The sequence below is a fragment of the Micromonospora sp. NPDC048947 genome (assembly GCF_040649495.1).
Classification (GTDB): domain Bacteria; phylum Actinomycetota; class Actinomycetes; order Mycobacteriales; family Micromonosporaceae; genus Micromonospora; species Micromonospora alfalfae.
The window spans coordinates 336,496-355,989 of record NZ_JBEZFO010000003.1 but is presented as its reverse complement, the minus strand read 5'-3'; the positions used below and the strand labels follow the sequence as shown (position 1 = coordinate 355,989).

Annotated in this window: 19 protein-coding genes; 12 read left to right on the top strand and 7 right to left on the bottom strand. The window is 71.3% G+C overall.

Annotated elements, in window-relative coordinates; all coding sequences use genetic code 11:
- Positions 1–870: 870 nt before the first annotated feature.
- From AB0B98_RS07095 to AB0B98_RS07085, 3 genes are all read left to right on the top strand, one after another.
- Positions 871–1,491, top strand: coding sequence for an L-threonylcarbamoyladenylate synthase (locus AB0B98_RS07095; protein WP_357361407.1), 621 nt, complete (start codon positions 871–873; stop codon positions 1,489–1,491).
- Positions 1,492–1,579: 88 nt separating this feature from the next.
- Positions 1,580–2,119: an RNA polymerase sigma factor gene (locus tag AB0B98_RS07090; protein ID WP_357361350.1), complete on the top strand. Its 540-nt coding sequence runs from the start codon at positions 1,580–1,582 to the stop codon at positions 2,117–2,119.
- The gene (locus AB0B98_RS07085; protein WP_357361349.1) at positions 2,116–2,667 is read left to right on the top strand and encodes a hypothetical protein; all 552 of its coding nucleotides are present in this window, start codon (positions 2,116–2,118) and stop codon (positions 2,665–2,667) included. Before AB0B98_RS07090 ends, AB0B98_RS07085 begins: the two co-directional genes overlap by 4 nt.
- Here the strand turns inward: AB0B98_RS07085 and AB0B98_RS07080 are convergent, their stop codons facing one another.
- Together AB0B98_RS07080 and AB0B98_RS07075 are read right to left on the bottom strand one after the other, a co-directional pair.
- Positions 2,668–3,843 (bottom strand): low temperature requirement protein A, encoded by a 1,176-nt coding sequence (locus tag AB0B98_RS07080; RefSeq protein WP_357361348.1) that lies wholly within the window; start codon positions 3,841–3,843, stop codon positions 2,668–2,670. It lies immediately after the preceding gene.
- A gap of 152 nt (positions 3,844–3,995) precedes the next feature.
- The gene (locus AB0B98_RS07075; protein ID WP_357361347.1) at positions 3,996–5,360 is read right to left on the bottom strand and encodes a serine/threonine-protein kinase; all 1,365 of its coding nucleotides are present in this window, start codon (positions 5,358–5,360) and stop codon (positions 3,996–3,998) included.
- A 133-nt stretch (positions 5,361–5,493) separates the two neighbouring features.
- On the opposite strand from AB0B98_RS07075, the gene AB0B98_RS07070 reads away from it, so the two are divergent.
- The 8 genes from AB0B98_RS07070 to AB0B98_RS07035 all read left to right on the top strand — a co-directional run bounded on the left by AB0B98_RS07070 (position 5,494) and on the right by AB0B98_RS07035 (position 13,696).
- Positions 5,494–6,099, top strand: a complete 606-nt coding sequence (locus AB0B98_RS07070; protein ID WP_357361346.1) for a hypothetical protein — start codon at positions 5,494–5,496, stop codon at positions 6,097–6,099.
- A gap of 130 nt (positions 6,100–6,229) precedes the next feature.
- Entirely contained in the window at positions 6,230–6,571 is a 342-nt protein-coding gene (locus AB0B98_RS07065) for a PadR family transcriptional regulator (protein WP_091401756.1), read from the top strand.
- Positions 6,568–7,515 (top strand): permease prefix domain 1-containing protein, encoded by a 948-nt coding sequence (locus AB0B98_RS07060; RefSeq protein ID WP_357361345.1) that lies wholly within the window; start codon positions 6,568–6,570, stop codon positions 7,513–7,515. The genes AB0B98_RS07065 and AB0B98_RS07060 overlap by 4 nt, the downstream gene beginning before the upstream one ends.
- A 127-nt stretch (positions 7,516–7,642) precedes the next feature.
- Positions 7,643–8,980: a sensor histidine kinase gene (locus AB0B98_RS07055; protein ID WP_357361344.1), complete on the top strand. Its 1,338-nt coding sequence runs from the start codon at positions 7,643–7,645 to the stop codon at positions 8,978–8,980.
- Entirely contained in the window at positions 8,977–9,693 is a 717-nt protein-coding gene (locus tag AB0B98_RS07050; RefSeq protein WP_238670792.1) for a response regulator transcription factor, read from the top strand. Before AB0B98_RS07055 ends, AB0B98_RS07050 begins: the two co-directional genes overlap by 4 nt.
- Positions 9,694–9,772: 79 nt before the next feature.
- Positions 9,773–10,666: an ATP-binding cassette domain-containing protein gene (locus tag AB0B98_RS07045; protein WP_357361343.1), complete on the top strand. Its 894-nt coding sequence runs from the start codon at positions 9,773–9,775 to the stop codon at positions 10,664–10,666.
- Positions 10,663–11,724 (top strand): ABC transporter permease, encoded by a 1,062-nt coding sequence (locus tag AB0B98_RS07040; protein ID WP_238670794.1) that lies wholly within the window; start codon positions 10,663–10,665, stop codon positions 11,722–11,724. Before AB0B98_RS07045 ends, AB0B98_RS07040 begins: the two co-directional genes overlap by 4 nt.
- A 178-nt stretch (positions 11,725–11,902) precedes the next feature.
- Positions 11,903–13,696, top strand: a complete 1,794-nt coding sequence (locus tag AB0B98_RS07035; protein WP_357361342.1) for a carbohydrate binding domain-containing protein — start codon at positions 11,903–11,905, stop codon at positions 13,694–13,696.
- A gap of 71 nt (positions 13,697–13,767) precedes the next feature.
- On the opposite strand, the gene AB0B98_RS07030 is transcribed toward AB0B98_RS07035, so the two are convergent.
- Positions 13,768–14,796, bottom strand: a complete 1,029-nt coding sequence (locus AB0B98_RS07030; RefSeq protein ID WP_357361341.1) for a peptidoglycan-binding protein — start codon at positions 14,794–14,796, stop codon at positions 13,768–13,770.
- Between the two features lie 252 nt (positions 14,797–15,048).
- Here AB0B98_RS07030 and AB0B98_RS07025 point away from each other — a divergent pair, with 252 nt between their 5' ends.
- Positions 15,049–16,041 carry a helix-turn-helix domain-containing protein gene (locus AB0B98_RS07025; protein ID WP_357361340.1) on the top strand — a complete coding sequence of 331 codons (993 nt, stop codon included), beginning with the start codon at positions 15,049–15,051 and terminating at the stop codon, positions 16,039–16,041.
- Positions 16,042–16,053: 12 nt separating this feature from the next.
- On the opposite strand, the gene AB0B98_RS07020 is transcribed toward AB0B98_RS07025, so the two are convergent.
- The 4 genes from AB0B98_RS07020 to pdxS all read right to left on the bottom strand — a co-directional run bounded on the left by AB0B98_RS07020 (position 16,054) and on the right by pdxS (position 19,435).
- A complete protein-coding gene (locus AB0B98_RS07020) occupies positions 16,054–16,668 on the bottom strand; it encodes a DUF402 domain-containing protein (RefSeq protein WP_357361339.1) in 615 nt (204 codons plus the stop codon).
- Positions 16,669–16,832: 164 nt separating this feature from the next.
- Positions 16,833–17,585, bottom strand: coding sequence for a YebC/PmpR family DNA-binding transcriptional regulator (locus tag AB0B98_RS07015; protein WP_124771632.1), 753 nt, complete (start codon positions 17,583–17,585; stop codon positions 16,833–16,835).
- A gap of 283 nt (positions 17,586–17,868) precedes the next feature.
- Complete coding sequence (gene pdxT / locus AB0B98_RS07010; RefSeq protein ID WP_357361338.1) at positions 17,869–18,474, bottom strand: pyridoxal 5'-phosphate synthase glutaminase subunit PdxT; 606 nt, start codon at positions 18,472–18,474, stop codon at positions 17,869–17,871.
- A 43-nt stretch (positions 18,475–18,517) separates the two neighbouring features.
- On the bottom strand, positions 18,518–19,435 hold the full coding sequence (gene pdxS / locus AB0B98_RS07005) for a pyridoxal 5'-phosphate synthase lyase subunit PdxS (RefSeq protein ID WP_357361337.1): 918 nt from the start codon (positions 19,433–19,435) through the stop codon (positions 18,518–18,520).
- Positions 19,436–19,494 lie beyond the last annotated feature (59 nt).

Genomic DNA, 19,494 nt, shown 5'->3' with positions numbered 1-19,494 from the left:
AGGTTCTTGCACTCGAAATCTCCTGAGTCACAGTGATGTGTTCGCCGCAGGTTTCACCCACGGTGGAATTGCCCGAAGGCCAGGGAGGCCGTCCTGTACGACGACCGACTGCCGATGACGCCGGTCAGCGCATCGGGACAGTGAAATGGTTACCCGGTTGGAAAGCTTCGCGGCCACGCCGTTCACGAAAGGTCGGCCACGACCCATTCACCATTGAGGCGTTTCGGATAGCGCGGCAAGCCGCCAGAGTAGGGCTCAAACCGTCGCCGAGAGGCTCAGCGGAATGGGCGCTTGCCGGTCCGCCCAAGAAATGGTGACGAAGCCCGACTGCTCGGATCTCGCCTGACCGGCTCATCACCAGCGCACCCGAGCCGCTGGTAGATGCCGATATCCACAACGTGACCTCGCACGTCGCCCTCCCCCGTGTTCAAGTGGGATGAAGGTAGGGATCATTGACAGGTCGTGTCAACCGCACCACCCAGCGCTACTTTGGGTAACCCCTGAAAGGAACCTGAACAGGGCGGTTCCCACCCACCGGCACCCACCGTCACCACCACTAAGACCGACCGGGGCGGTGGACGCGGCGCGAGTCCGTCACATTCTGCAATATTCAGAACACGTTCCGGATGGAGATTGAGCGCGCGACGTTTCTATTTAATTGCCGTGCAGCAACTCGCTGCCCTATTGAATGGCTCTGTCCAACTCCGGTCGCGGCAATTCATCCGGCTGTACGCCAGCACCCCGGTCCGCCGCGGACGGTCGTCGCTGATGTCGGAGCGAACGATGCCCAAGGCGGGCTGGGAGCCGCACGACAGCGGCTACTCGTACCCGCACCTGCTCGGCGCCACGAATGCGCCTAGGCTCAGCAGCATGGCGAGGTACTACGACGTGCATCCGGAGAACCCGCAGCCCCGGATCATCGGCCAGGTCGCCGAGCTGATCCGTGGTGGTGGGCTGGTCGCCTACCCGACGGACTCCTGCTATGCGCTCGGCATCCAACTGGGCAACCAGGACGGGCTGGACCGGATCCGCCAGATCCGCCACCTCGACGACCGGCACCACTTCACGCTGGTCTGCCGGGACTTCGCGCAGCTCGGCCAGTTCGTCCAGATCAGCAACTCGGTCTTCCGGCTGGTGAAGGCGTCCACCCCGGGCAGCTACACGTTCATCCTGCCGGCCACCCGTGAGGTGCCCCGCCGGATGCTGCACCCGAAGAAGCGGACCGTGGGCGTGCGGGTGCCCCGGCACACCGTCACCCAGGCGCTGCTGGCCGAGCTGGCCGAGCCACTGGTGTCGAGCACCCTGGTCCTGCCCGGCGACGAGGAGCCGATGACCCAGGGCTGGGAGATCAAGGAACGGCTCGACCACCAACTCGACGCGGTGCTCGACGCCGGTGACTGCGGTAAGGAGCCGACGACCGTGATCGACCTGTCCGGGCCCGAGCCGGAGATCCTGCGCCGGGGCGCCGGGGACGTGTCCCGCTTCGAGTGACGCGTCGGGTGCCGGACCGTAGCGGGGCGCGGCGGCCACACCGGTCGTACGCTCAGGGATCGGCACCGGCGAGCATTGGACATCCGGCATGCCCGACGCGGACGACATCAACGCCCTGGCCCGGTCCGCCGCGCACGGTGACCCGGCCGCGCTGACCGCCCTGCTGGTCGCGGTGCGCCCGGAGGTGCTGCGGCTGTGCGCACGGTTCCTGCCCAACCGGGAGGACGCCGAGGAGGCCTGCCAGGACACCCTGCTGGCGCTGGCCAACGGAATCACCCGCTTCGAGGGGCGCTCCTCGTTCCGCACCTGGCTGCACCGGCTGGCCGCCAACCGGGCCCGCTCCACGTACCGCACGCTGCGCCGCCGCTGCCGGTTGGAGGCCGGCGGCGTACCGGTGCCCGACCAGGCCGACCCCCGACGGACCAGTGTGGTCGCCGGCACCCGCCTCGACCTGCTCGACGCCTTCGACGCGGTCCGCCCCGACCTCGCCGACGTGATCGCCCTGCGCGACGTCCTCGGGCTGAGCTACCCCGAGATCGCGGCGCTGCTCGACGTGCCGGTGGGCACTGTGAAGTCCCGGCTGCACCTGGCCCGGCGGCAGGTCCGGCAACGACTCGGCACGGGATGAGCCCCGCCGCGCGAGGCCGCTCGATCCGCCGGCTCCTCGCCGGTGGCGTCGTCCTGGTGGCCGCCGTGTCGGTAGCGGCCTGCGGCGCCGACCCGGTAGCGCCGCTGCCCGTACAGCCACCAGTGGAGTCCCGACCGTCACCGACCCCGTCGGCGATCCCGGCGCCGACCGCATCGCCGTCCCGACCGCCGCCGACCAGCGGACGTCCGATCGCGGCACCGCCCGCACCGACCACTGCCCGGGGTACGCCGCACCGCCCGGCCACCACGTCGACGGCGCCGACCACGAGCTGCCAGGGCGCCGTGCGCTACGACCTGCCGCTGGCCGAGACCGAGCTTGAGCTGCTGCGGTCGCTCTGTTTCGCCACCGGCGCGGTGCTGCGGATCCAGGGCATCGGCCCCGGCCTGGTCACCGTCGACCGCCCGGAGCTGGTCTCGCAGCACTACGAGGCCGGCGTGGTGGACATCCGGTTCGTCCGCCCCGGCACCGTCGACGTCAGGATCCCGAAGGAGGCTCGGGAACACACGATCACGGTGGTGGTCCGCTAGTCAGAGTGTCGCCGGCGACGGGGCGCGACGGTGCCGCGCCCGGAGGAACTCGACGGCCGCGACCCCCAGCAGCACCAGAGCGGCGGCGAGGCCCAGCGCCAGCCCGGGCAGGTGCACCGAGAGCGGCGCCAGGGCGATCGTCGCGACGACACCGACGACGTGAGACAGCGGCACCCGCCCGTACACCTCGTGTTCCAGGACCGCCCGACCGATGAGGAAGAGCCCTGCGCCACCCAGGACGAGCGCGGCCATGGGTGCGGCGGGCCGCTCCCACGGCTGGGCGATGATCCGTTCCACGCCGGCGGCCGTCCCCACCACTCCGGCCACCATCAACCAGTGGGCGTACGGGTTGGTCTGCACCAGCCGAGTCCGGTGGGGTGATGCCTCGATGGCGGCGCGGAGCGTCGCGCCCGCTCCCTGGGCGTAGCTCCACCAGAGCACCGCCGCTGTCAGGAACGCGGTGGCGAAGGCGCCGATCCGATCGGGGGTGAAGGGCTGGTGGCTCAGGCTGAGGACGCTGACCAGGACGAGTTCACCCAGGGTGAGGATGTAGATCTGTTGGTACCGCTCGGCGAGGTGCTCCGGCGCGACCCGGTACTGCGGCAGGGGCGCCCGACCGGGGATGGGGAAACGGAACCCGAACGCGACGTAGTCCACACCCAGCGCGACGAGCCACACGGCGAGGCGCCACTCGGGGTCGGCCACCAGGCCGCCGACCACCCACAGGGTCCCTGACCCGAGGTTCCAGACCAGGGCGCGAAGGGAGCGCTCCTGCCCCTGGCGACCACGCAGGGATCGGATGAGCACCAGCCCTCGGCCCAGGTTTATCGCGGCCCAGGTGCCACCGAAGATCAGTCCGTGCTCGTGGAACGCCGTCGGCAGCGCGGCGGACATCAGCATGATGCCGAACATGATGCCGAGGATCAGCTGGGGAATCGGTCGCTTTCGTGGGCTGTACGTGTCGGTGATCAACGTGGTGGTCACCCAGACCGCCCACAGTGTCGACAAAGCGAGCAGAGCCTGGGCGATGCCGGTCCAGGTCTGCTCGGCCGCCATCGACTGCGACGTCAGGGTCAGGCTGGCGATGAAGGCGAGATCGAAGAACAGCTCCAGCAGGTCCGCGCGCTGCGGTCCGGTCGCCGTACGGGTAAACTGTCGACGCGCACCGTCCGTCATCGGTGCCCGCTCGATCCGTCGCCGCTGACGACGGACCGCCCGCCCGCGTAGGCAGCGCGGACCGCAGCCCGACAACACTTCTGCGCCACGCTGCCAGCCTTCCATCCGAGGGCCCGGCACCGGGCACGTTCGTCCGCACCACAGCAGCCCCGCTACCGGACCCGCACGCCGTCGAGCAATGCGTCCACGAAGTCGGGCCCGCCGTCCACCGGTGGCACGACCTGCACGTACACCAGAGCGCCATGGCCCGGATGCCGCCCCGCCGACTCGACGATCCGCGGTCGGCCCCGGTCGCAGCGGTACGCCACAACCGTCCACTCGACGCCCGCCCGGCGGGTGGTGCGCGCCGGCGCGGACGCGCAGTCCCCGTGTGTGCGCTCGGCCAGGAACCCGGCAGGCGTGGTGCGCGCCGCCGTGCTGGCCGAGACGCCGACGAACGCGCCGGGCACCCCGGGGTCGGCGGCCCAGCGGCGGGGTTGCGGCGACATCACCAGCGCCGGTTCCGCTTCGCCGTCGGCGTCGTACTGACCGGCCCAGGTCGCCCCGGTGGCCGACCAGCCGTCCGGCAACGTCACGGTGAGCGGTCCGGCGGTGTACGTGTCCCGTTCGGCCCCGGTGTGGCCCGGCTCGGGGCCCACCACCGCGACGGCCGCGACGGCCGCCCCGGCCAACAGCATCCGGTACGGGTGACGGGCCACCGGAGCGGATGACGGCGGCTGCCGTACGGCGGTGGCCCGGTCGAGCGCGGCGTGCAGCGCGGCGGCGTCCGGATAGCGGTCGGCTGGCCGGTGGGCGGTGGCCCGGACGAGCACCGCGGCCACCCGCGCCGGCACGCCGTCGCGCAGTCGCAGGGCGCCGACCGATCTGGGCGGGTCGGACCCGGGCTCGGCGGCGAGCAGCCGGATCCCGAGCCGACCGAGCCCGTACACGTCAGCGCGCGTGTCGATCACCGCGCCCGGGTCGTCCTGCTCCGGTGCCATGTAGCCGGGGGTACCGGCCCGGGCGGTGAGGCCGGAGGCGGCGGCGAGCGCCTTGGCGAGACCGAGGTCGGCGATGAGCACCCGCTCGGCGCCGGAGGCCACCCCGGTGGCATGGAACAGAATGTTGCCGGGGGTGAGGTCGCGGTGCACGACGCCGTGCCGGTGCAGCACGCTCACGCCCGCGCAGACCTCACCGAGCAGGCGCAACGCCGCCGGCACGGAGATCTCACCAAGAGCCAGCCGGTCGCGCAGGCTGCCGCCGTCCGCCCAGGCCAGCACGGCGTACGGCCGCCCGTCGGGCAACTCACCGACGGCATGCACCCGGACCAACCGCTCGTGCTCCAGCCGGCGCAGCAGCCGGGCCTCGTCGCGGAAGCGTTCCCGGACCCGGAGGTCGTGGCTCCAGTTCTCGGCCAGCACCTTGATTGCCACGTGTCCGTCGAGCATCGGGTCGTAGCCCAGCCAGACGGTCGCGAACGATCCGACGCCCAGCAGCCGCTCGATGGCGTACTGCCCGATCCGTTGCGGAGCCGTCACCGTGTCACCCCCGGCCAGCACGGGCGGTCGGCGTCTCTCTGAACAGTAGACCGGGCCGGTCGGAAAGCCGACGAACCGTTGGGCCGGGCGCGGTGACTAACAGGGCAGAGACCCATCACCGAAGGAGCGCACCATGAACCGACCCTCGATCCTTCTCACCACCGCCGCGCTGGCGCTCGGCACGCTCGTCCCGCTGGTCGACGCCGGTCCGGCCTGGGCAACCCCGGTGCTCGCTGGCGGCGCGCCAGCCTCGGCGCGTGCCCCGATGGCCGCCGCCACGCTCGCCGGGCACAGTCACCCGCAGGTGCTCGGCGTCGGCGGCGCCGGGGCGTACCGGATCGGTGCCAGCCTGGCCGTGCTCACCGCTGACGGGCACATCGACTGGACCGCGCCGAGCTGCGGCGGGGTGGTGCACGCCGGCGCGACCGGTTCCTGGGCCGGCGTGCTCATCCTGGCCTTCCGCGACGGTCGGCTGGTGGAGGTCGGTACGGCCACCGCGCCGCCGCAGTCCCCCGCTGGCGCCACTGTCGGCATGTCCTTCGACGAGCTGGAGGCGATCTACGGCCGGCGGGGTTCGCTGATCCGCAACGACGCGGGGGACGCCGAGGCGTACCTGGTCCGGGTCGGGTCGCGGGTGGAGCTGTTCACCGGGCACCCGATCCGGCCGGGGGTGGGCTACTTCCAGGTCGGGCCGGCCAGCTTCGTCGAGCGGAACTTCCGGCAGGGCGCGTCCTGCTGATCTGGCCCAGGTGCGGGGCGTCCGGTCTCCCCCGGGCGCCCCGCAGCTCGTATCTCCCCGAACGAAGGGTGGGCGGACACGATGATGTCGGGATGGACAACACTGTGTGCCACACAGTATGGTGTGACGCATGGTTAGCGAGGACGTTCTACGGACGCACCTGCAGGAGTTGCGTCGAGGCACCGTCGTGGTGGCCAGCCTGGTCGCGCTACGCCGACCGGACTACGGCTACGCGCTGCTGCAACGGCTCAGCGACCACGGCTTCCCGGTCGACGCCAACACCCTCTACCCGCTGCTGCGCCGCCTGGAGGACCAGGGGCTGCTGACCAGCGAGTGGAACACCGAAGAGAGCCGACCCCGCAAGTTCTACCGGACCAGCGACGAGGGCGAGTCGATGCTGAACCGGCTCCTCGACGACCTCGCCGCCGTGCAGACCTCCATCACCGGGCTGATCCAAGGAGTGGACCGATGAACACCCTGACCGACCGCTACCTCGCCGCCACCCTGCGATCGGTGCCCACCCAGCGCCGCGACGAGATCGCCAGCGAGCTGCGGGCCTCCATCGACGACATGATCGAGGGTCGGACCGACGGCGGGCAGGACGCCAGCACCGCCGAGCGGGAGGTGCTCACCGAGCTGGGCAACCCCGACGTGCTGGCCGCCCGGTACGCCGACCGCCGGCTGCAGCTCATCGGCCCGACCTACTACCTGCTCTGGCTGCGACTGCTGAAGCTGCTGCTCAGCTTCATCCCGGCGCTCGTCGGCACGGTGGTCGCGGTCGTCGACGTGGCGGACGGCAAGGGCTTCGGCGCCATCGGCAGCGGCATCGGCGTCGCCCTCGAGGTCGCGGTGCAGATCGCCTTCTGGCTCACCCTGACCTTCGCCCTCATCGACCGCTTCCACCCCGTCTCCGGCCTGCCCGACTGGACAGTCGACCAACTGCCGGACGTCCCCGCACACCGCGACATCTCCCTCGCCGACACCATCGCGTCGGTGATCATGCTGGTGGCGACCATCGGCTACCTGCCCTTCCAGCACTACCAGTCGTGGGTGCACGAGACCGACGGTAGGAACATCCCGATCCTCGATCCGGCGCTGTGGTCGTTCTGGCTGCCGGCGCTGATGGTCGTGCTGCTGGCCACCGCGGTGTTCGAGATCGTCAAGTACCGGATCGGGCACTGGAGCTGGCGGTTGTTCGGGGTGAAGGCCCTGCTCAGCCTGGCGTTCTCGCTGCCGCTGACCTGGCTGGCGCTCTCCGACCGGCTGCTCAACCCGGCCCTGGGCGACCGACTGAGCTGGCTGGCGGACGGTGACAACCGGAACACCCTCGGGGCCGCCATCGCGGTGGGCACGGCCGTGATCCTGGTCTGGGACCTGATCGACACCAGCACCAAGACCCGCCGTCGGACGGCGTGAGCTGAAGCGACACCCCACCCGACGGCCCGGCGCGAACCTCGCGCCGGGCCGTCGCCCGTCCGCCGGGCCCGGTCACGCAGCGCCTCCCGACGAGCGACAGTGCTGGCCGGCGTGGCATCGTTCCTGGATGACCGTGGCAGCGCGAGAGGAATGGCGTCGTCCGGGTCCAACGGCGGAGCAGCGCCGAAACGACCTCTGGATCGGCCTGGGGATGACCGGCCTGGCGCTGGTCAGTCTGACCCTGGCCCGCAGCACCGGCGCGTTCCTGCTGGGCCCACCGCCGTCCGGGGCGGAGCAACTGTTCTGGACCGTCGCGGTGACCCTGCCGCTGATCTGGCGGCGACGCCGCCCGGCCGCCACCCTGCTGGTCGTCTCGGTGGTGTTCATCGCCGCGCAGGCACGCTCGGCACCGGAGATCCAGTTCTCCTCCTGGGCCCTGTTCTGCGCGCTCTACACCATGGGCGCGTGGGGGCAGGACCGTCAGCTCTCCCGCCGGCTGCGGATCGGCGTGATCGCCACGATGTTCGCCTGGCTGGGGATCTACTACACCGTGATGATCGACCACATTCCGGCGGATTCCTTCTCCGAGGCCGTCGGGCCGGTGCCACCGGCGCTCGCCGCCATGGTCACCGGCGTCCTGCTCAACGTGCTGGTTTTCGCTTTCGCGTACTTCTTCGGCGAGACCGCGTGGGTGGCCGCACGCCGCGAGCACGAACTGCGCGCCCAGGCCGAGGACCTGCGTCGGTCGCAGGCCGAGGCCCGGGAACGGGCGGTGCTCGGCGAACGGGTCCGGATCGCCCGCGAGCTGCACGACGTGGTAGCCCACCACGTTTCGGTGATGGGCGTGCAGGCATCCGCCTGCCGCCGGGTGTTCGACCGCGACCCGGGTAAGGCCCGCACCGCGCTGACCGCCATCGAGCAGAGCGCCCGCACCGCCGTCGACGAGCTGCGTCGGATGCTCGGCGTGCTGCGGACCTCCGCCGGAACCGACGCCGCGACGCCGCCGGCCGGCGGCGTCGAACGGATCGACGAACTCATCGAGCGGGCTCGGGCCGCCGGACTGACGGCCACCCTCGGCGTGTACGGCGACCCTGTCGCGTTGCCCGAATCGGTCTCCCAGACGGCCTACCGGGTGACGCAGGAGGCGGTGACCAACACCCTGAAGCACGCCGAGGCGGCCCTGCTCGACGTGCGGGTCCGGTACCTGGCCCGGGAGGTGGAGGTCGACGTGACCGACGACGGGCGGGGCGGCGGGCGGAGCGACACCGTCGGGTTGGGCCTGATCGGCATGCGCGAACGGGTCACCGCCCACGACGGCGACCTGGAGGTCGGGCCACGGGCCGGCGGCGGCTGGCGGGTACGTGCCCGCTTCCCCCTGGCGGCGTCGGCGGACCGACCGGTGGGCCCACAGCGGGAGCCGAGCGACAGACAGCAGGCGGCAGCCGGCGCGGAGCCGTCGGCATGAGCGCGGCAGCCCAGCAGGCACCCGGCGCCGGTCCGGCGGTCCGGGTGCTGCTCGCCGACGACCAGCACCTCGTCCGTACCGGCTTCCGGGTCATCCTGGAGGTGGAGGACGACATCGAGGTGGTCGGTGAGGCCGCCGACGGCGAACGGGCCGTCACCATGACCCGAGCCACCCGCCCCGACGTCGTACTCATGGATGTGGAGATGCCCGGGATGGACGGCCTGGAGGCCACCCGGCAGATCGTCGCCGACGGCCCCGGGGCGCCCGCGGTGCTGATCCTCACCACCTTCGACCGCGACGACTATTTGTTCGCCGCGCTACGGGCCGGGGCCAGCGGCTTCCTGCTCAAGAACGGCACGCCGGAGGAGCTGATCGAGGCGATCAGGGTGCTGGCCAGGGGCGACGGCCTGCTGGCCCCGGAAATCACCCGCCGGGTCATCTCCTCCTTCGCCCGACCCGGCGACCCGTCGGGCACCGCCCACCGGGGTCCGGCCGCCGAGGCCGCGCTGGCCGAGCTGACCCCACGCGAACGGGAGGTGCTGATGCTGCTCGCCGCCGGGTCGAGCAACGCGGAGATCGCCTCCGCCATCCACCTGGGCGAGGCGACTGTGAAGACGCACGTGAGTCGGGTGCTGGCCAAGCTCGGCCTGCGCGACCGGGTGCAGGCCGTGGTGTTCGCCTACGAGAACGGTGTGGTCCGCCCCGGCGGGTGATGGCGTCCGCCGCGAGGTGGACCGCCGGCTCACCCGCCGGGCGGACGGCGCGGCGGCGTCATCGATCTAGCGTGAGTGCGTGACCAGAACGCTTCGCCTCGACGGCGTCGACCGCAGCTTCGGCGACCGTCAGGTGCTCAGGAACGTGTCCTTCGAAGTGTCCGCCGGCCGGATGACCGGTTTCGTGGGCGCCAACGGCGCCGGCAAGACCACCACCATGCGGATCATCCTGGGTGTGCTCGCCCCCGACGCCGGCGAGGTGAGCTGGGGTGGCGCCACGCTGACCCGGCAGGACCGTCGGCGCTTCGGCTACATGCCTGAGGAGCGGGGCCTCTACCCCAAGATGACCACCCGCGAGCAGGTGGCCTACCTGGGCCGGCTGCACGGGCTGGACGCCGCCGCGGCACGACGGTCCACCGACGCGCTGCTGGACCGGGTCGGGCTCGGCGAGCGCGGCGACGACCTGCTGGAGACGTTGTCGCTGGGCAACCAGCAGCGCGCCCAGATCGCCGCCGCGCTGGTGCACGACCCCGAGGTGCTGGTGCTCGACGAGCCGTTCTCCGGCCTCGACCCGCTGGCCGTGGAGACCGTCGTGGCAGTGCTGCGGGAACGGGCTTCGGCCGGCGCGCCGGTGCTGTTCTCCAGTCACCAGCTCGACGTCGTGGAACGCCTCTGCGACGACCTTGTGATCATCGGGGACGGGGTGATCCGGGCCGCCGGCAGCCGGCAGCAACTGCGCGACTCGTACACGGTGCCCCGCTTCGAGCTGGTCGTGGAGCACGACGCCGGCTGGGTACGCGACCACCCCGGGGTGACAGTGGTCGAGTTGGACGGCGCGCGGGTGATTTTCGACCTGCCGGCCGGCACCGACGAACAGCCGGTGCTGCGGGCCGCCCTCGCGCGCGGCCCGGTCCGCGCCTTCCGCCCGGTCAGCCCCTCGCTCACCGAGATCTTCCGAGAGGTCACCCAGTGAACGTCACCCAGGCCACCCGGCTGGTCGCCGAACGCGAGATCCGGGTCAAGCTCCGCGACCGCACCTTCCTGTTCGGCACGCTGTTCTTCCTGTTGATCGCCGCGGCCGGCACCATCCTGCCGCCGCTGTTCGCCGGCGGACCATCCACAGTGGCGGTGACCGAGAGCCTGGCCGCGCCGCTGCGCGCCGCCGGGCTGGAAGTCCGGGTCGTCTCCGATGACCGGGCCGCCGAACAGGCCGTCCGCGACGACGACGCGGACGCCGCGGTGGTCACCGGACCGGCCGTCCTGGCCATGGACGACGCCCCCGACGACGTGGTGAGGGCCCTGAGCACCCAGCCGACCGTCCGCCTGCTCGACCCGGACGCGGTCGATCCGGTGGTGGCGTTCCTGGTGCCGTTCGTCTTCGCGTTCGTCTTCTTCATCACCTCGCAGACGTTCGGTGTGCAGATCGCGCAGAGCGTCATCGAGGAGAAGCAGACCCGGATCGTGGAGATCCTGGTCGCCGCCGTGCCGGTCCGGGCCCTGCTGGCCGGGAAGGTGGTGGCCGGGGCCATCCTGGCGTTCGCGCAGATCGCCCTGATCGCGCTGGTGGCGGTGCTCGGGCTGCAGATCGGCGACAGCGGAGGTCTGCTCAGCCTGCTCGCCCCGGCGATCGGCTGGTTCGTGCCGTTCTTCCTGATCGGTTTCGTGCTGCTCGCCGCCATGTGGGCCGCGGCCGGCGCGCTGGCCAACAGGCAGGAGGACATCGCCGCGGTGTCGACGCCGGTGCAGCTCGCCGTCATGCTGCCGTTCTTCGCGGTGATCTTCCTGAACGACAACGCCACAGCGATGCGGGTGCTGTCCTACCTGCCGTTCTCGTCGCCCACGGCCATGCCGCTGCGGCTCTTCACCGGCGACGCGGCCGGCTGGGAGCCGATCGTCTCACTGGTCCTCCTGGTGCTCGCCGCCGGCGCGTTCCTCCTCGCCGGGGCCCGGGTGTACGAGGGGTCGCTCCTGCGCACCAACGGCCGGACCTCGCTGCGTACCGCCTGGCGGGAGCGGGAGACCATCGGCTGAGCCAGCGGTCCGCCCGCACGAGCGTCGGTGTCCTGACCGGATGCCGGCGCCCGCTGCCGTACGGCACCGTTCCGGGCGCTGTTCGGTGGCCGTGAACAGCGCGAACACTCCTACGTTGAGCCGATCCTCACGGCAACGACCTGGTCGTCGCCGGTTTTCCGGACCGGAAAGGCTCTCGATGTCCCCACCGATCAACCCACAGCAAATCCGCCGTCTGCTCAGCGCCGTGCTCGCTGTCGCCCTCGCCGGCACCCTCACCGCCCTCGTCCGCCCCGCGCCGGCCACCGCCGCCCCGGGCGACCTCATCCTCAACGGCACGTTCGACAACGGCAGCACCCAGCCCTGGTGGACCCGGCTCGCCTCGACCAGCACCACTGTCAACGCCGGGCAACTGCGCGTCCGCACCAGCGCCACGGTGGGCAAGCCCGTCTGGGAGGACCTCGTCGGTCACTTCGAGTTCGGGGTGACGGCAGCGCAGCCGTACCGGTTGCAGTTCGACGCCGCGGCCGACGTCAACCGTTCCCTGCGCGTCTCGGTCTCCCGGGCGGACACGCCCTTCACCTCAGCCGTCGACCAGAGCGTCACGCTGACGTCCTCGATGAGCCGGTACACCTTCGACTTCGTGTCCCCGTTCGGCGACCCGAAGGCGGTGCTGCTGTTCCACTTCGGTGGCCAGGCCGCCTCGACGGTCCGGTTGGACAACGTGTCGCTCACCCCGCTGGCGGTGAACCCGGCCACCGACCCGATCCTGTACTGGAACGGTGTCCTGCTGGCCACCTACAAGGCGCTGGACCTGCCACCCACCTCCTCGTCCCGCGAAGCCGCCATCCTGCACGCGTCGATGCACGACGCCGCCGTCTCGGTCACCGGGGTCGGCAACCCCTACCGGGTACGAGTGCCGGTCAGCTACCCGGGCACCATGGACAACGTCGTCGCGCCGTCACTGCACGCGGCCATCGACCGCGCCGCGTACGACGTGCTGACCGCCCTGTACGGCGGCCAGGGCCAGTCCTACGCACAGGCCCTCGCCACCGCTGTCGCGCTCCGGCCGTCCGGGGTGAACGCCGCCGAGGTCGCCCGTGGTGACACCGTCGGTGCGGCGGCGGCCGCCGCCAACCTCCAGGCCCGCGCCAACGACGGCTTCGACAACAACGCGGCCTATCCGGTGCAGGAGAACGTGCCCGGCGCGTGGCGGCCGACGAACGGCAAGGCGGCGGTCGGCCCGAACTGGGGACTGGTCACCCCGTTCGCGCTCACCTCTGGCCGGCAGTTCCGGCCCGGCCTGCCAGCCGGCGCCACCGGGTACGCCGACCTGCTCGGCAAGCAGGAGTACCGCACCCAGGTGCAGGAGATCCGCGACTACGGCGGTCGGACGTCGACGCTGCGGACCCCCGAGCAGACGCAGATCGCGTTCTTCTGGGCCAACGACCTGGGCGGCACGTACAAGCCACCGGGTCAACTCTTCGCGCACACCCGGATCGTGTCGGAGCAGCGTCAGCTCGGCATCCTGGCCAACGCCCGGCTCTTCGGGCTGGTCGCCCTCGCCCTCGCCGACGCCGCCATCGCCGCCTGGGACGCCAAGTACCAGACGCCCATCGACCTGTGGCGCCCGGTGACGGCGATCGAGGCGACGGAGGGCCCCGGCTGGCAGCCGCTGTCGAAGACCCGCGAGGGGGTGCCGTACACACCGCCCTTCCCGGCCTACATCTCCGGGCACGCCACCTTCGCGGGGGCCTGGTCCGCCGTGATGAAGAGGTTCTTCGGCACCGATGCGATCGCCTTCGACGCCACCACTGACGATCCGCACGCAGTGGGCGTGGTGCGGCACATGACCGGCTTCGACGATGCCGCCGAGGAGAACGCCCTGAGCCGGATCTACCTCGGCGTGCACTATCGGTTCGACGCGGACGCCGGGCTCGCCACCGGCCGTTCCGTTGGCGCGTACGTCTTCGCCAACCGCCTGCGACAGTGAATCGTCAGTCGGGATAACGGGGGGCTCCCCGTCCGGTCCATGGACCGGACGGGGAGCGTCACGCGTCACCCCTACGCGGCGCAGCTCCAGTGGCCGAAGTCGCCGGTACGAGACCAGACCTCCCGAGCCGTCCTGATGTTCCACGCCGCGTCCAGCGCCGTCTGACGGTCGACGCCGAACCGGGACACCTCCGTGTCGCTGAACTGGAACAACCCCCAGCGCCGCGATCCGTCCTCGACGACCTCCACCCGGTACGGGTCCAAGCCGGACAGGCAGCGCGCCAACTGCACCGCACCGGCCGGGTCCTCCGGGAACGTCCGCCGCAGATGTTTGCCGATCCGGTCCTCCGACCAGCTCGCGGGAACCTTGCGATCACCCGCCAACTCGTCGAACAACCGCTCGTCCGCTGTGCCACTGACCGGCAGGCCGCCAAACGCCTGGAACACCATCACCCGACTGGTGGTGTCCGGGCCGAACCAGCCGTCGACCGGCACTGTGAGTCCGCCGGCCACCAGGTGCTGCTGGAGGTTCAGCACGCAAGGGCCGTACATGCCCTGGCGCAGCACCTCCGGGCAGCCCGCAGCCGGGGAGCCGTCCATCGCGGCGGGGACGAGAGGTCGCAGCGTCACTGTCGCCCCGACCGTCAGGACGCCGAGCAGTGCCAGCAGCGCCAGCCGAAGCCAGCGGCGGGCCGGCCAGGGCGCCTCGGGTCGCGGCGGAACCGAGCCGACGCTCGGGCGGATGTCCGCCGCGGCGGTGGTGGAGGGGCCGGAGGGGGTCCGTTCCGCGTCGCTCTCCCCTCGATAGCGCTCGCCGAGACGAGCCTCGAGGTCCCGCCGTGTCGCCAGCCACCTGTCGACCTGGACCGCCGGGGTGCCGCAGGCGGCCAGCAGCGCTACCACTGTGCGTTCCCGGGGCAGCGTCGTCCGCCCCAGCATCGTCGCGAGGGTGCTCGGCGGCAGCCAGTGCCCGGCCGCCGAGGCTCGTCGGGCGAGCTCCCGGTAGGTCAGACCGGAACGCCGCCGCACCTCCCTGAGCAACGCCACGTACTCCCCCGCCGTGGCCGCCTGCGGCACCGGATCCCGGACAGCGTCATCCATCGAATCTCCCCGTGTGTTCGTGTGGTCGAGCCCGAACCCGTACCGGCGCGAGCCCGTCGGCCGTACACCGGTCAGCGGCGCGGCCATCGAGGAAAGACGCTAGGTAACCCGGTCGGCCAGGACAATGCCCGGCGCGCCGCGCTGGGCTGTCCGGGCAGCTCAGGGCAGCATGTCCGGATCCTGTCCGACCATGTCGGACAGTCGTCGGCACCCGACTTGCCCCTGCGTCCACAGTGTCTGGACAATCGGGCGATGATCACGAGGGAGCTACGCCCGGACGACGCGTCCGACCCGGCCGAATTCGTCGAGATGCTGCGCCAGCTCAAGGACCGGTCGGGGCTCACCTACCGGCAACTGGAGCAGCGTGCCGCGTCGACAGGCGACGTGCTGGCCCGTAGCACCGCCGCGGACATCCTGCGCCGGTCCACACTGCCGCGCCCGGAGGTGGTGGCCGCGTTCGTGCGGGCGTGCGGCGCGGGAGATCAGGTCGAGACGTGGCTGGCCGCCCGGCACCGCCTCGCGGCAGGTCAGTTGGCGCCGCCGCCCCCGGCAGCGGACCCCCCGCCGCTCGACGCGGTCACGACAGTGGCCCCGGAGCACTCCGGCCCGGCCCGCCCACGCTGGTTCGCGCGGCCCGCGCCGCTGGCGCTGCTCGTCGTCGCCCTGCTGGCCACGCTCGGCGTGGGCTTCTGGATCGAGCGACGCGACGACGAGCAGGGAAAGGCCGCGCACACCACCGATCCGACCGCGTCGGCGGGGAACGGTGCCCGATTGCCGAGTGGGGGGCCCAGTCAGATCCGCCCCGTCCGCAGCCCGCACCTCTGCCTCACCGAGGGGCGTGATCGCACCGGCCAGTACACGAAGGAGATAGCGGTCCAGCGGCCCTGCACGGAGGCCACCCCACCGGACACCTCGCTGGAACCGGTGGCCGACGGAATGTTCTTCATCCAGTGGGTCCACCCGGTGCTCGGAAAGGGTTGCCTCACCATCCGCGACGAGGACCCCGGCCGGAACCTGCTCGAACCCTGGAACGAGAAGGACTGCAGCGCGAACAGGCCGAAGCAGGTGTTCCACTTCGAACCCACCGGCGCGACGCCCGACTCGTACCGCATCCGGCCCGACCGCAGCGAGTTGTGCGTCGGCCTGCGCGACGACGACAGCGACGGGGCGGACGCGGCGCTGGTCGAGCCGTGCACCGGCGGCCTGGATCAAGTATTCCTGGTCAACGCGCTGCCCGGGAACTGACGTCGGCGCCGATCAGCGCGCGGGTGGCACCTGATCCCAGCCGGCGGGCAGCGGGGGCGCCGTCCAGTCGGGGTCGGGCTGCCAGGTGGCCCACGACGGGTCCCACCAGCGCTCACCGCCATCGAGCAGGGCGGCGATCCGGTCACCCTCGGCCTGGATGGCGTCCGCCATGCCCGGGTAGCGCCCCTCGACGAGGCGCTGGGCGAACATCTCCACGTCCTTCCAGACGTAGCGGTCGGCGTCCGCGGCCCACCACAGGTCCAGCTCGTGGTCCAGGGTGTCCACCCCGATCGGGGTACGCCGCACCGGGTCCTGGAGGTTGAAGTACCAGCCGGCGAAGTCGCGCCCCGGCCCGGTCCAGAACACGTCGACCGAGTGCGCCTCACCGGGGCGTTGCAGCATCAGCTTGCCGTGCCCGGACCAGGAGCGGTGCCCGTTGACCTCCCACGGATGCCGCCCGCAGGGGAAGACGCCGGTGTCCGGGAAGCCGAACTCGGCCCCCGGTGGGAGGTAGAGAGCGAGCAGGTCGGGCGAATCCTCGACGCAGATCGTCGGGCAGCCGAACCAGACCTCACCCCGCAACACCTCACGGCGCACCACAGTGTCCCCAGCCGCAAACCGCTCCACCACCCCGCACCCCCTCCTCACTCACCGCCACAGCCCCGCCCCCCGGCCGCGATCTTGCACTTTCTGTTGAGGATATGCCCCGCGATGACCCGGTCTGTCGGGTCAGAAAGTGCAAGATCGCGGCGGGGTGAGGCGGGTGAGGCGGGGCGGGGGCCACGGCGGGGTCAGGCGTCGACCGCCGCCATCACGTCGTCGCTGACGTCGAAGTTGGCGTAGACGTTCTGGACGTCGTCGCAGTCCTCAAGGACGTCGATCAGTTTGAAGATCTTGCGCGCGCCCTCTTCGTCCAGCGGCACGTTGACGCTGGGGATCAGGGAGGACTCGGCCGACTCGTACTCGATGCCGGCGTCCTGCAACGCCGTGCGCACCGGGATCAGGTCGGTCGGCTCGGAGACCACCTCGTACGCCTCGCCGATGTCGTTGACCTCTTCGGCGCCGGCGTCCAGGACGGCCAGCATCACGTCGTCCTCGCTGGTGCCCTCCTTGGGGACGATCACCACGCCCTTGCGGGAGAACATGTACGACACCGAGCCGGCATCGGCGAGCGAGCCGCCGTTGCGGGTCAGCGCGGTCCGTACCTCGGTCGCCGCGCGGTTGCGGTTGTCGGTGAGGCACTCGATGAGCATGGCGACGCCGCTCGGGCCGTACCCCTCATACATGATCGTCTGCCAGTCGGCGCCGCCGGCCTCCAGGCCGGAGCCGCGCTTGACGGCGCGATCGATGTTGTCGTTCGGCACCGAACTCTTCTTCGCCTTCTGGATGGCGTCGAAGAGCGTCGGGTTACCGGAGGGGTCACCGCCGCCGGTCCGCGCGGCCACCTCGACGTTCTTGATCAGCTTGGCGAACATCTTGCCGCGCTTGGCGTCGATGACGGCCTTCTTGTGCTTGGTCGTCGCCCACTTTGAGTGGCCGGACATCTTCTACCTCCGTTGCTACCCGCCGTCTGCATCGACCGCACCGCTCACGCCCTGCTCCCGCCGGCGCACGCGGAGGTGCCGGTCAGCTCTGGTGGAAGCCGTGGCGGGCAGATGGCCCTGCCGAATCTCCGCAATCCTACCGACGTCCCCCCGGTCCCTGTCATGCACCGCGCACGGCACTACCGCCCGGCCCCGACGGACCAGGGCAGACGGGACAAAAAACCCCGGACGAGACCACCACCGCGGCGAGCATCATGGACAGCCCGGCGCGGTCGGCCGCCGTTCAGCAGACGGCGCGGACCAGGTCCACGAAGTACGCGTGCACCCGCACGTCGCCGGTGAGCTCCGGGTGGAACGAGGTGGCCACCAGGTTGCCCTGTCGCACCGCCACGATCCGGTCGGCGGCCGGACCGTCGGACACCACCCCGATGACCTCGACGCCGGCACCGACCCGCTCGACCCACGGCGCGCGGATGAACACCGCGTGGAACGGCTCGCCCGGCACCCCGACGACGGTCACCGGGGCCTCGAACGAGTCGACCTGCCGGCCGAAGGCGTTGCGCCGCACGGTCATGTCGATGCCCGCGAAACCCCGCTGATCGGGTCGACCGTCGAGCACCTCGGTCGCCAACATGATCATCCCGGCGCAGGAGCCGTAGACCGGCATGCCGTCGGCGATCCGCTTGTCGATCGGCTCGCGCATCTCGAAGATGTCGGCGAGCTTGCTCATCGTGGTGGACTCGCCGCCGGGGATGACCAGGCCGTCGACCGCGTCCAGCTCCGCCGGACGGCGGACCGGGCGGGCGTCCGCGCCCGCCGCGGCCAGCGCCGCCACGTGCTCGCGGACGTCGCCCTGGAGCGCGAGCACACCGATCACGGGTGCCGTCATTGTCACACCGTTCCCCTCCGCGTCCGCCGTCCGGAAAGAGCGATCACCAACCGCGCTCGGCCAGGCGGTGCGGCTGCGGGATCTCATCGACGTTGATGCCGACCATCGCCTCGCCGAGGCCCCGGGACACCTTGGCCAGCACGTCCGGGTCGTCGTGGAAGGTGGTCGCCTTGACGATCGCGGCGGCCCGCTGAGCCGGGTTGCCCGCCTTGAAGATGCCGGAACCGACGAAGACTCCCTCCGCGCCGAGCTGCATCATCATCGCCGCGTCGGCCGGCGTGGCGATCCCGCCCGCGGTGAACAGCACCACCGGCAGCTTGCCGCTCTCGGCGACCTCCTTGACCAGCTCGTACGGGGCCTGCAACTCCTTGGCCGCGACGTACAGCTCGTCGGTCGGCAGCGAGGCCAACCGACGGATCTCCTGACGGATCTTGCGCATGTGGGTGGTGGCGTTGGAGACGTCACCGGTGCCCGCCTCGCCCTTGGAGCGGATCATCGCCGCGCCCTCGGTGATCCGGCGCAGCGCCTCGCCCAGGTTGGTCGCGCCACAGACGAAGGGCACTGTGAACGCCCACTTGTCGATGTGGTTCGTGTAGTCGGCAGGGGTCAGCACCTCGGACTCGTCGACGTAGTCCACGCCGAGCGACTGGAGGATCTGCGCCTCGACGAAGTGGCCGATGCGGGCCTTGGCCATCACCGGGATGGAGACCGCCTCGATGATCCCGTCGATCATGTCGGGGTCGCTCATCCGGGACACTCCGCCCTGCGCACGGATGTCGGCGGGCACCCGCTCCAGGGCCATCACCGCGACGGCGCCGGCGTCCTCAGCGATCTTGGCCTGTTCGGCGTTGACGACATCCATGATCACGCCGCCCTTGAGCATCTCGGCCATGCCACGCTTCACGCGGGCGGTGCCGACGACGGGGGCGGTACCGGTGTTCGACGCGGTGTTTTCGGGCACGGGTCATCGCTCCTTGGACATGCTCTGGGGGTGGCAGCGAAAATGCTACGCGCGGTTCA

Bases quoted from the DNA above. Each gene is read 5' to 3' on its own strand.
- AB0B98_RS07095 (WP_357361407.1), top strand. From the start codon at position 871: ATGGCGAGGTACTACGACGTGCATCCGGAGAACCCGCAGCCCCGGATC.
- AB0B98_RS07090 (WP_357361350.1), top strand. From the start codon at position 1,580: ATGCCCGACGCGGACGACATCAACGCCCTGGCCCGGTCCGCCGCGCAC.
- AB0B98_RS07085 (WP_357361349.1), top strand. From the start codon at position 2,116: ATGAGCCCCGCCGCGCGAGGCCGCTCGATCCGCCGGCTCCTCGCCGGT.
- AB0B98_RS07080 (WP_357361348.1), bottom strand. From the start codon at position 3,843: ATGACGGACGGTGCGCGTCGACAGTTTACCCGTACGGCGACCGGACCG.
- AB0B98_RS07070 (WP_357361346.1), top strand. From the start codon at position 5,494: ATGAACCGACCCTCGATCCTTCTCACCACCGCCGCGCTGGCGCTCGGC.
- AB0B98_RS07065 (WP_091401756.1), top strand. From the start codon at position 6,230: ATGGTTAGCGAGGACGTTCTACGGACGCACCTGCAGGAGTTGCGTCGA.
- AB0B98_RS07060 (WP_357361345.1), top strand. From the start codon at position 6,568: ATGAACACCCTGACCGACCGCTACCTCGCCGCCACCCTGCGATCGGTG.
- AB0B98_RS07055 (WP_357361344.1), top strand. From the start codon at position 7,643: ATGACCGTGGCAGCGCGAGAGGAATGGCGTCGTCCGGGTCCAACGGCG.
- AB0B98_RS07050 (WP_238670792.1), top strand. From the start codon at position 8,977: ATGAGCGCGGCAGCCCAGCAGGCACCCGGCGCCGGTCCGGCGGTCCGG.
- AB0B98_RS07035 (WP_357361342.1), top strand. From the start codon at position 11,903: ATGTCCCCACCGATCAACCCACAGCAAATCCGCCGTCTGCTCAGCGCC.
- AB0B98_RS07030 (WP_357361341.1), bottom strand. From the start codon at position 14,796: ATGGATGACGCTGTCCGGGATCCGGTGCCGCAGGCGGCCACGGCGGGG.
- AB0B98_RS07025 (WP_357361340.1), top strand. From the start codon at position 15,049: ATGATCACGAGGGAGCTACGCCCGGACGACGCGTCCGACCCGGCCGAA.
- AB0B98_RS07015 (WP_124771632.1), bottom strand. From the start codon at position 17,585: ATGTCCGGCCACTCAAAGTGGGCGACGACCAAGCACAAGAAGGCCGTC.
- pdxT (WP_357361338.1), bottom strand. From the start codon at position 18,474: ATGACGGCACCCGTGATCGGTGTGCTCGCGCTCCAGGGCGACGTCCGC.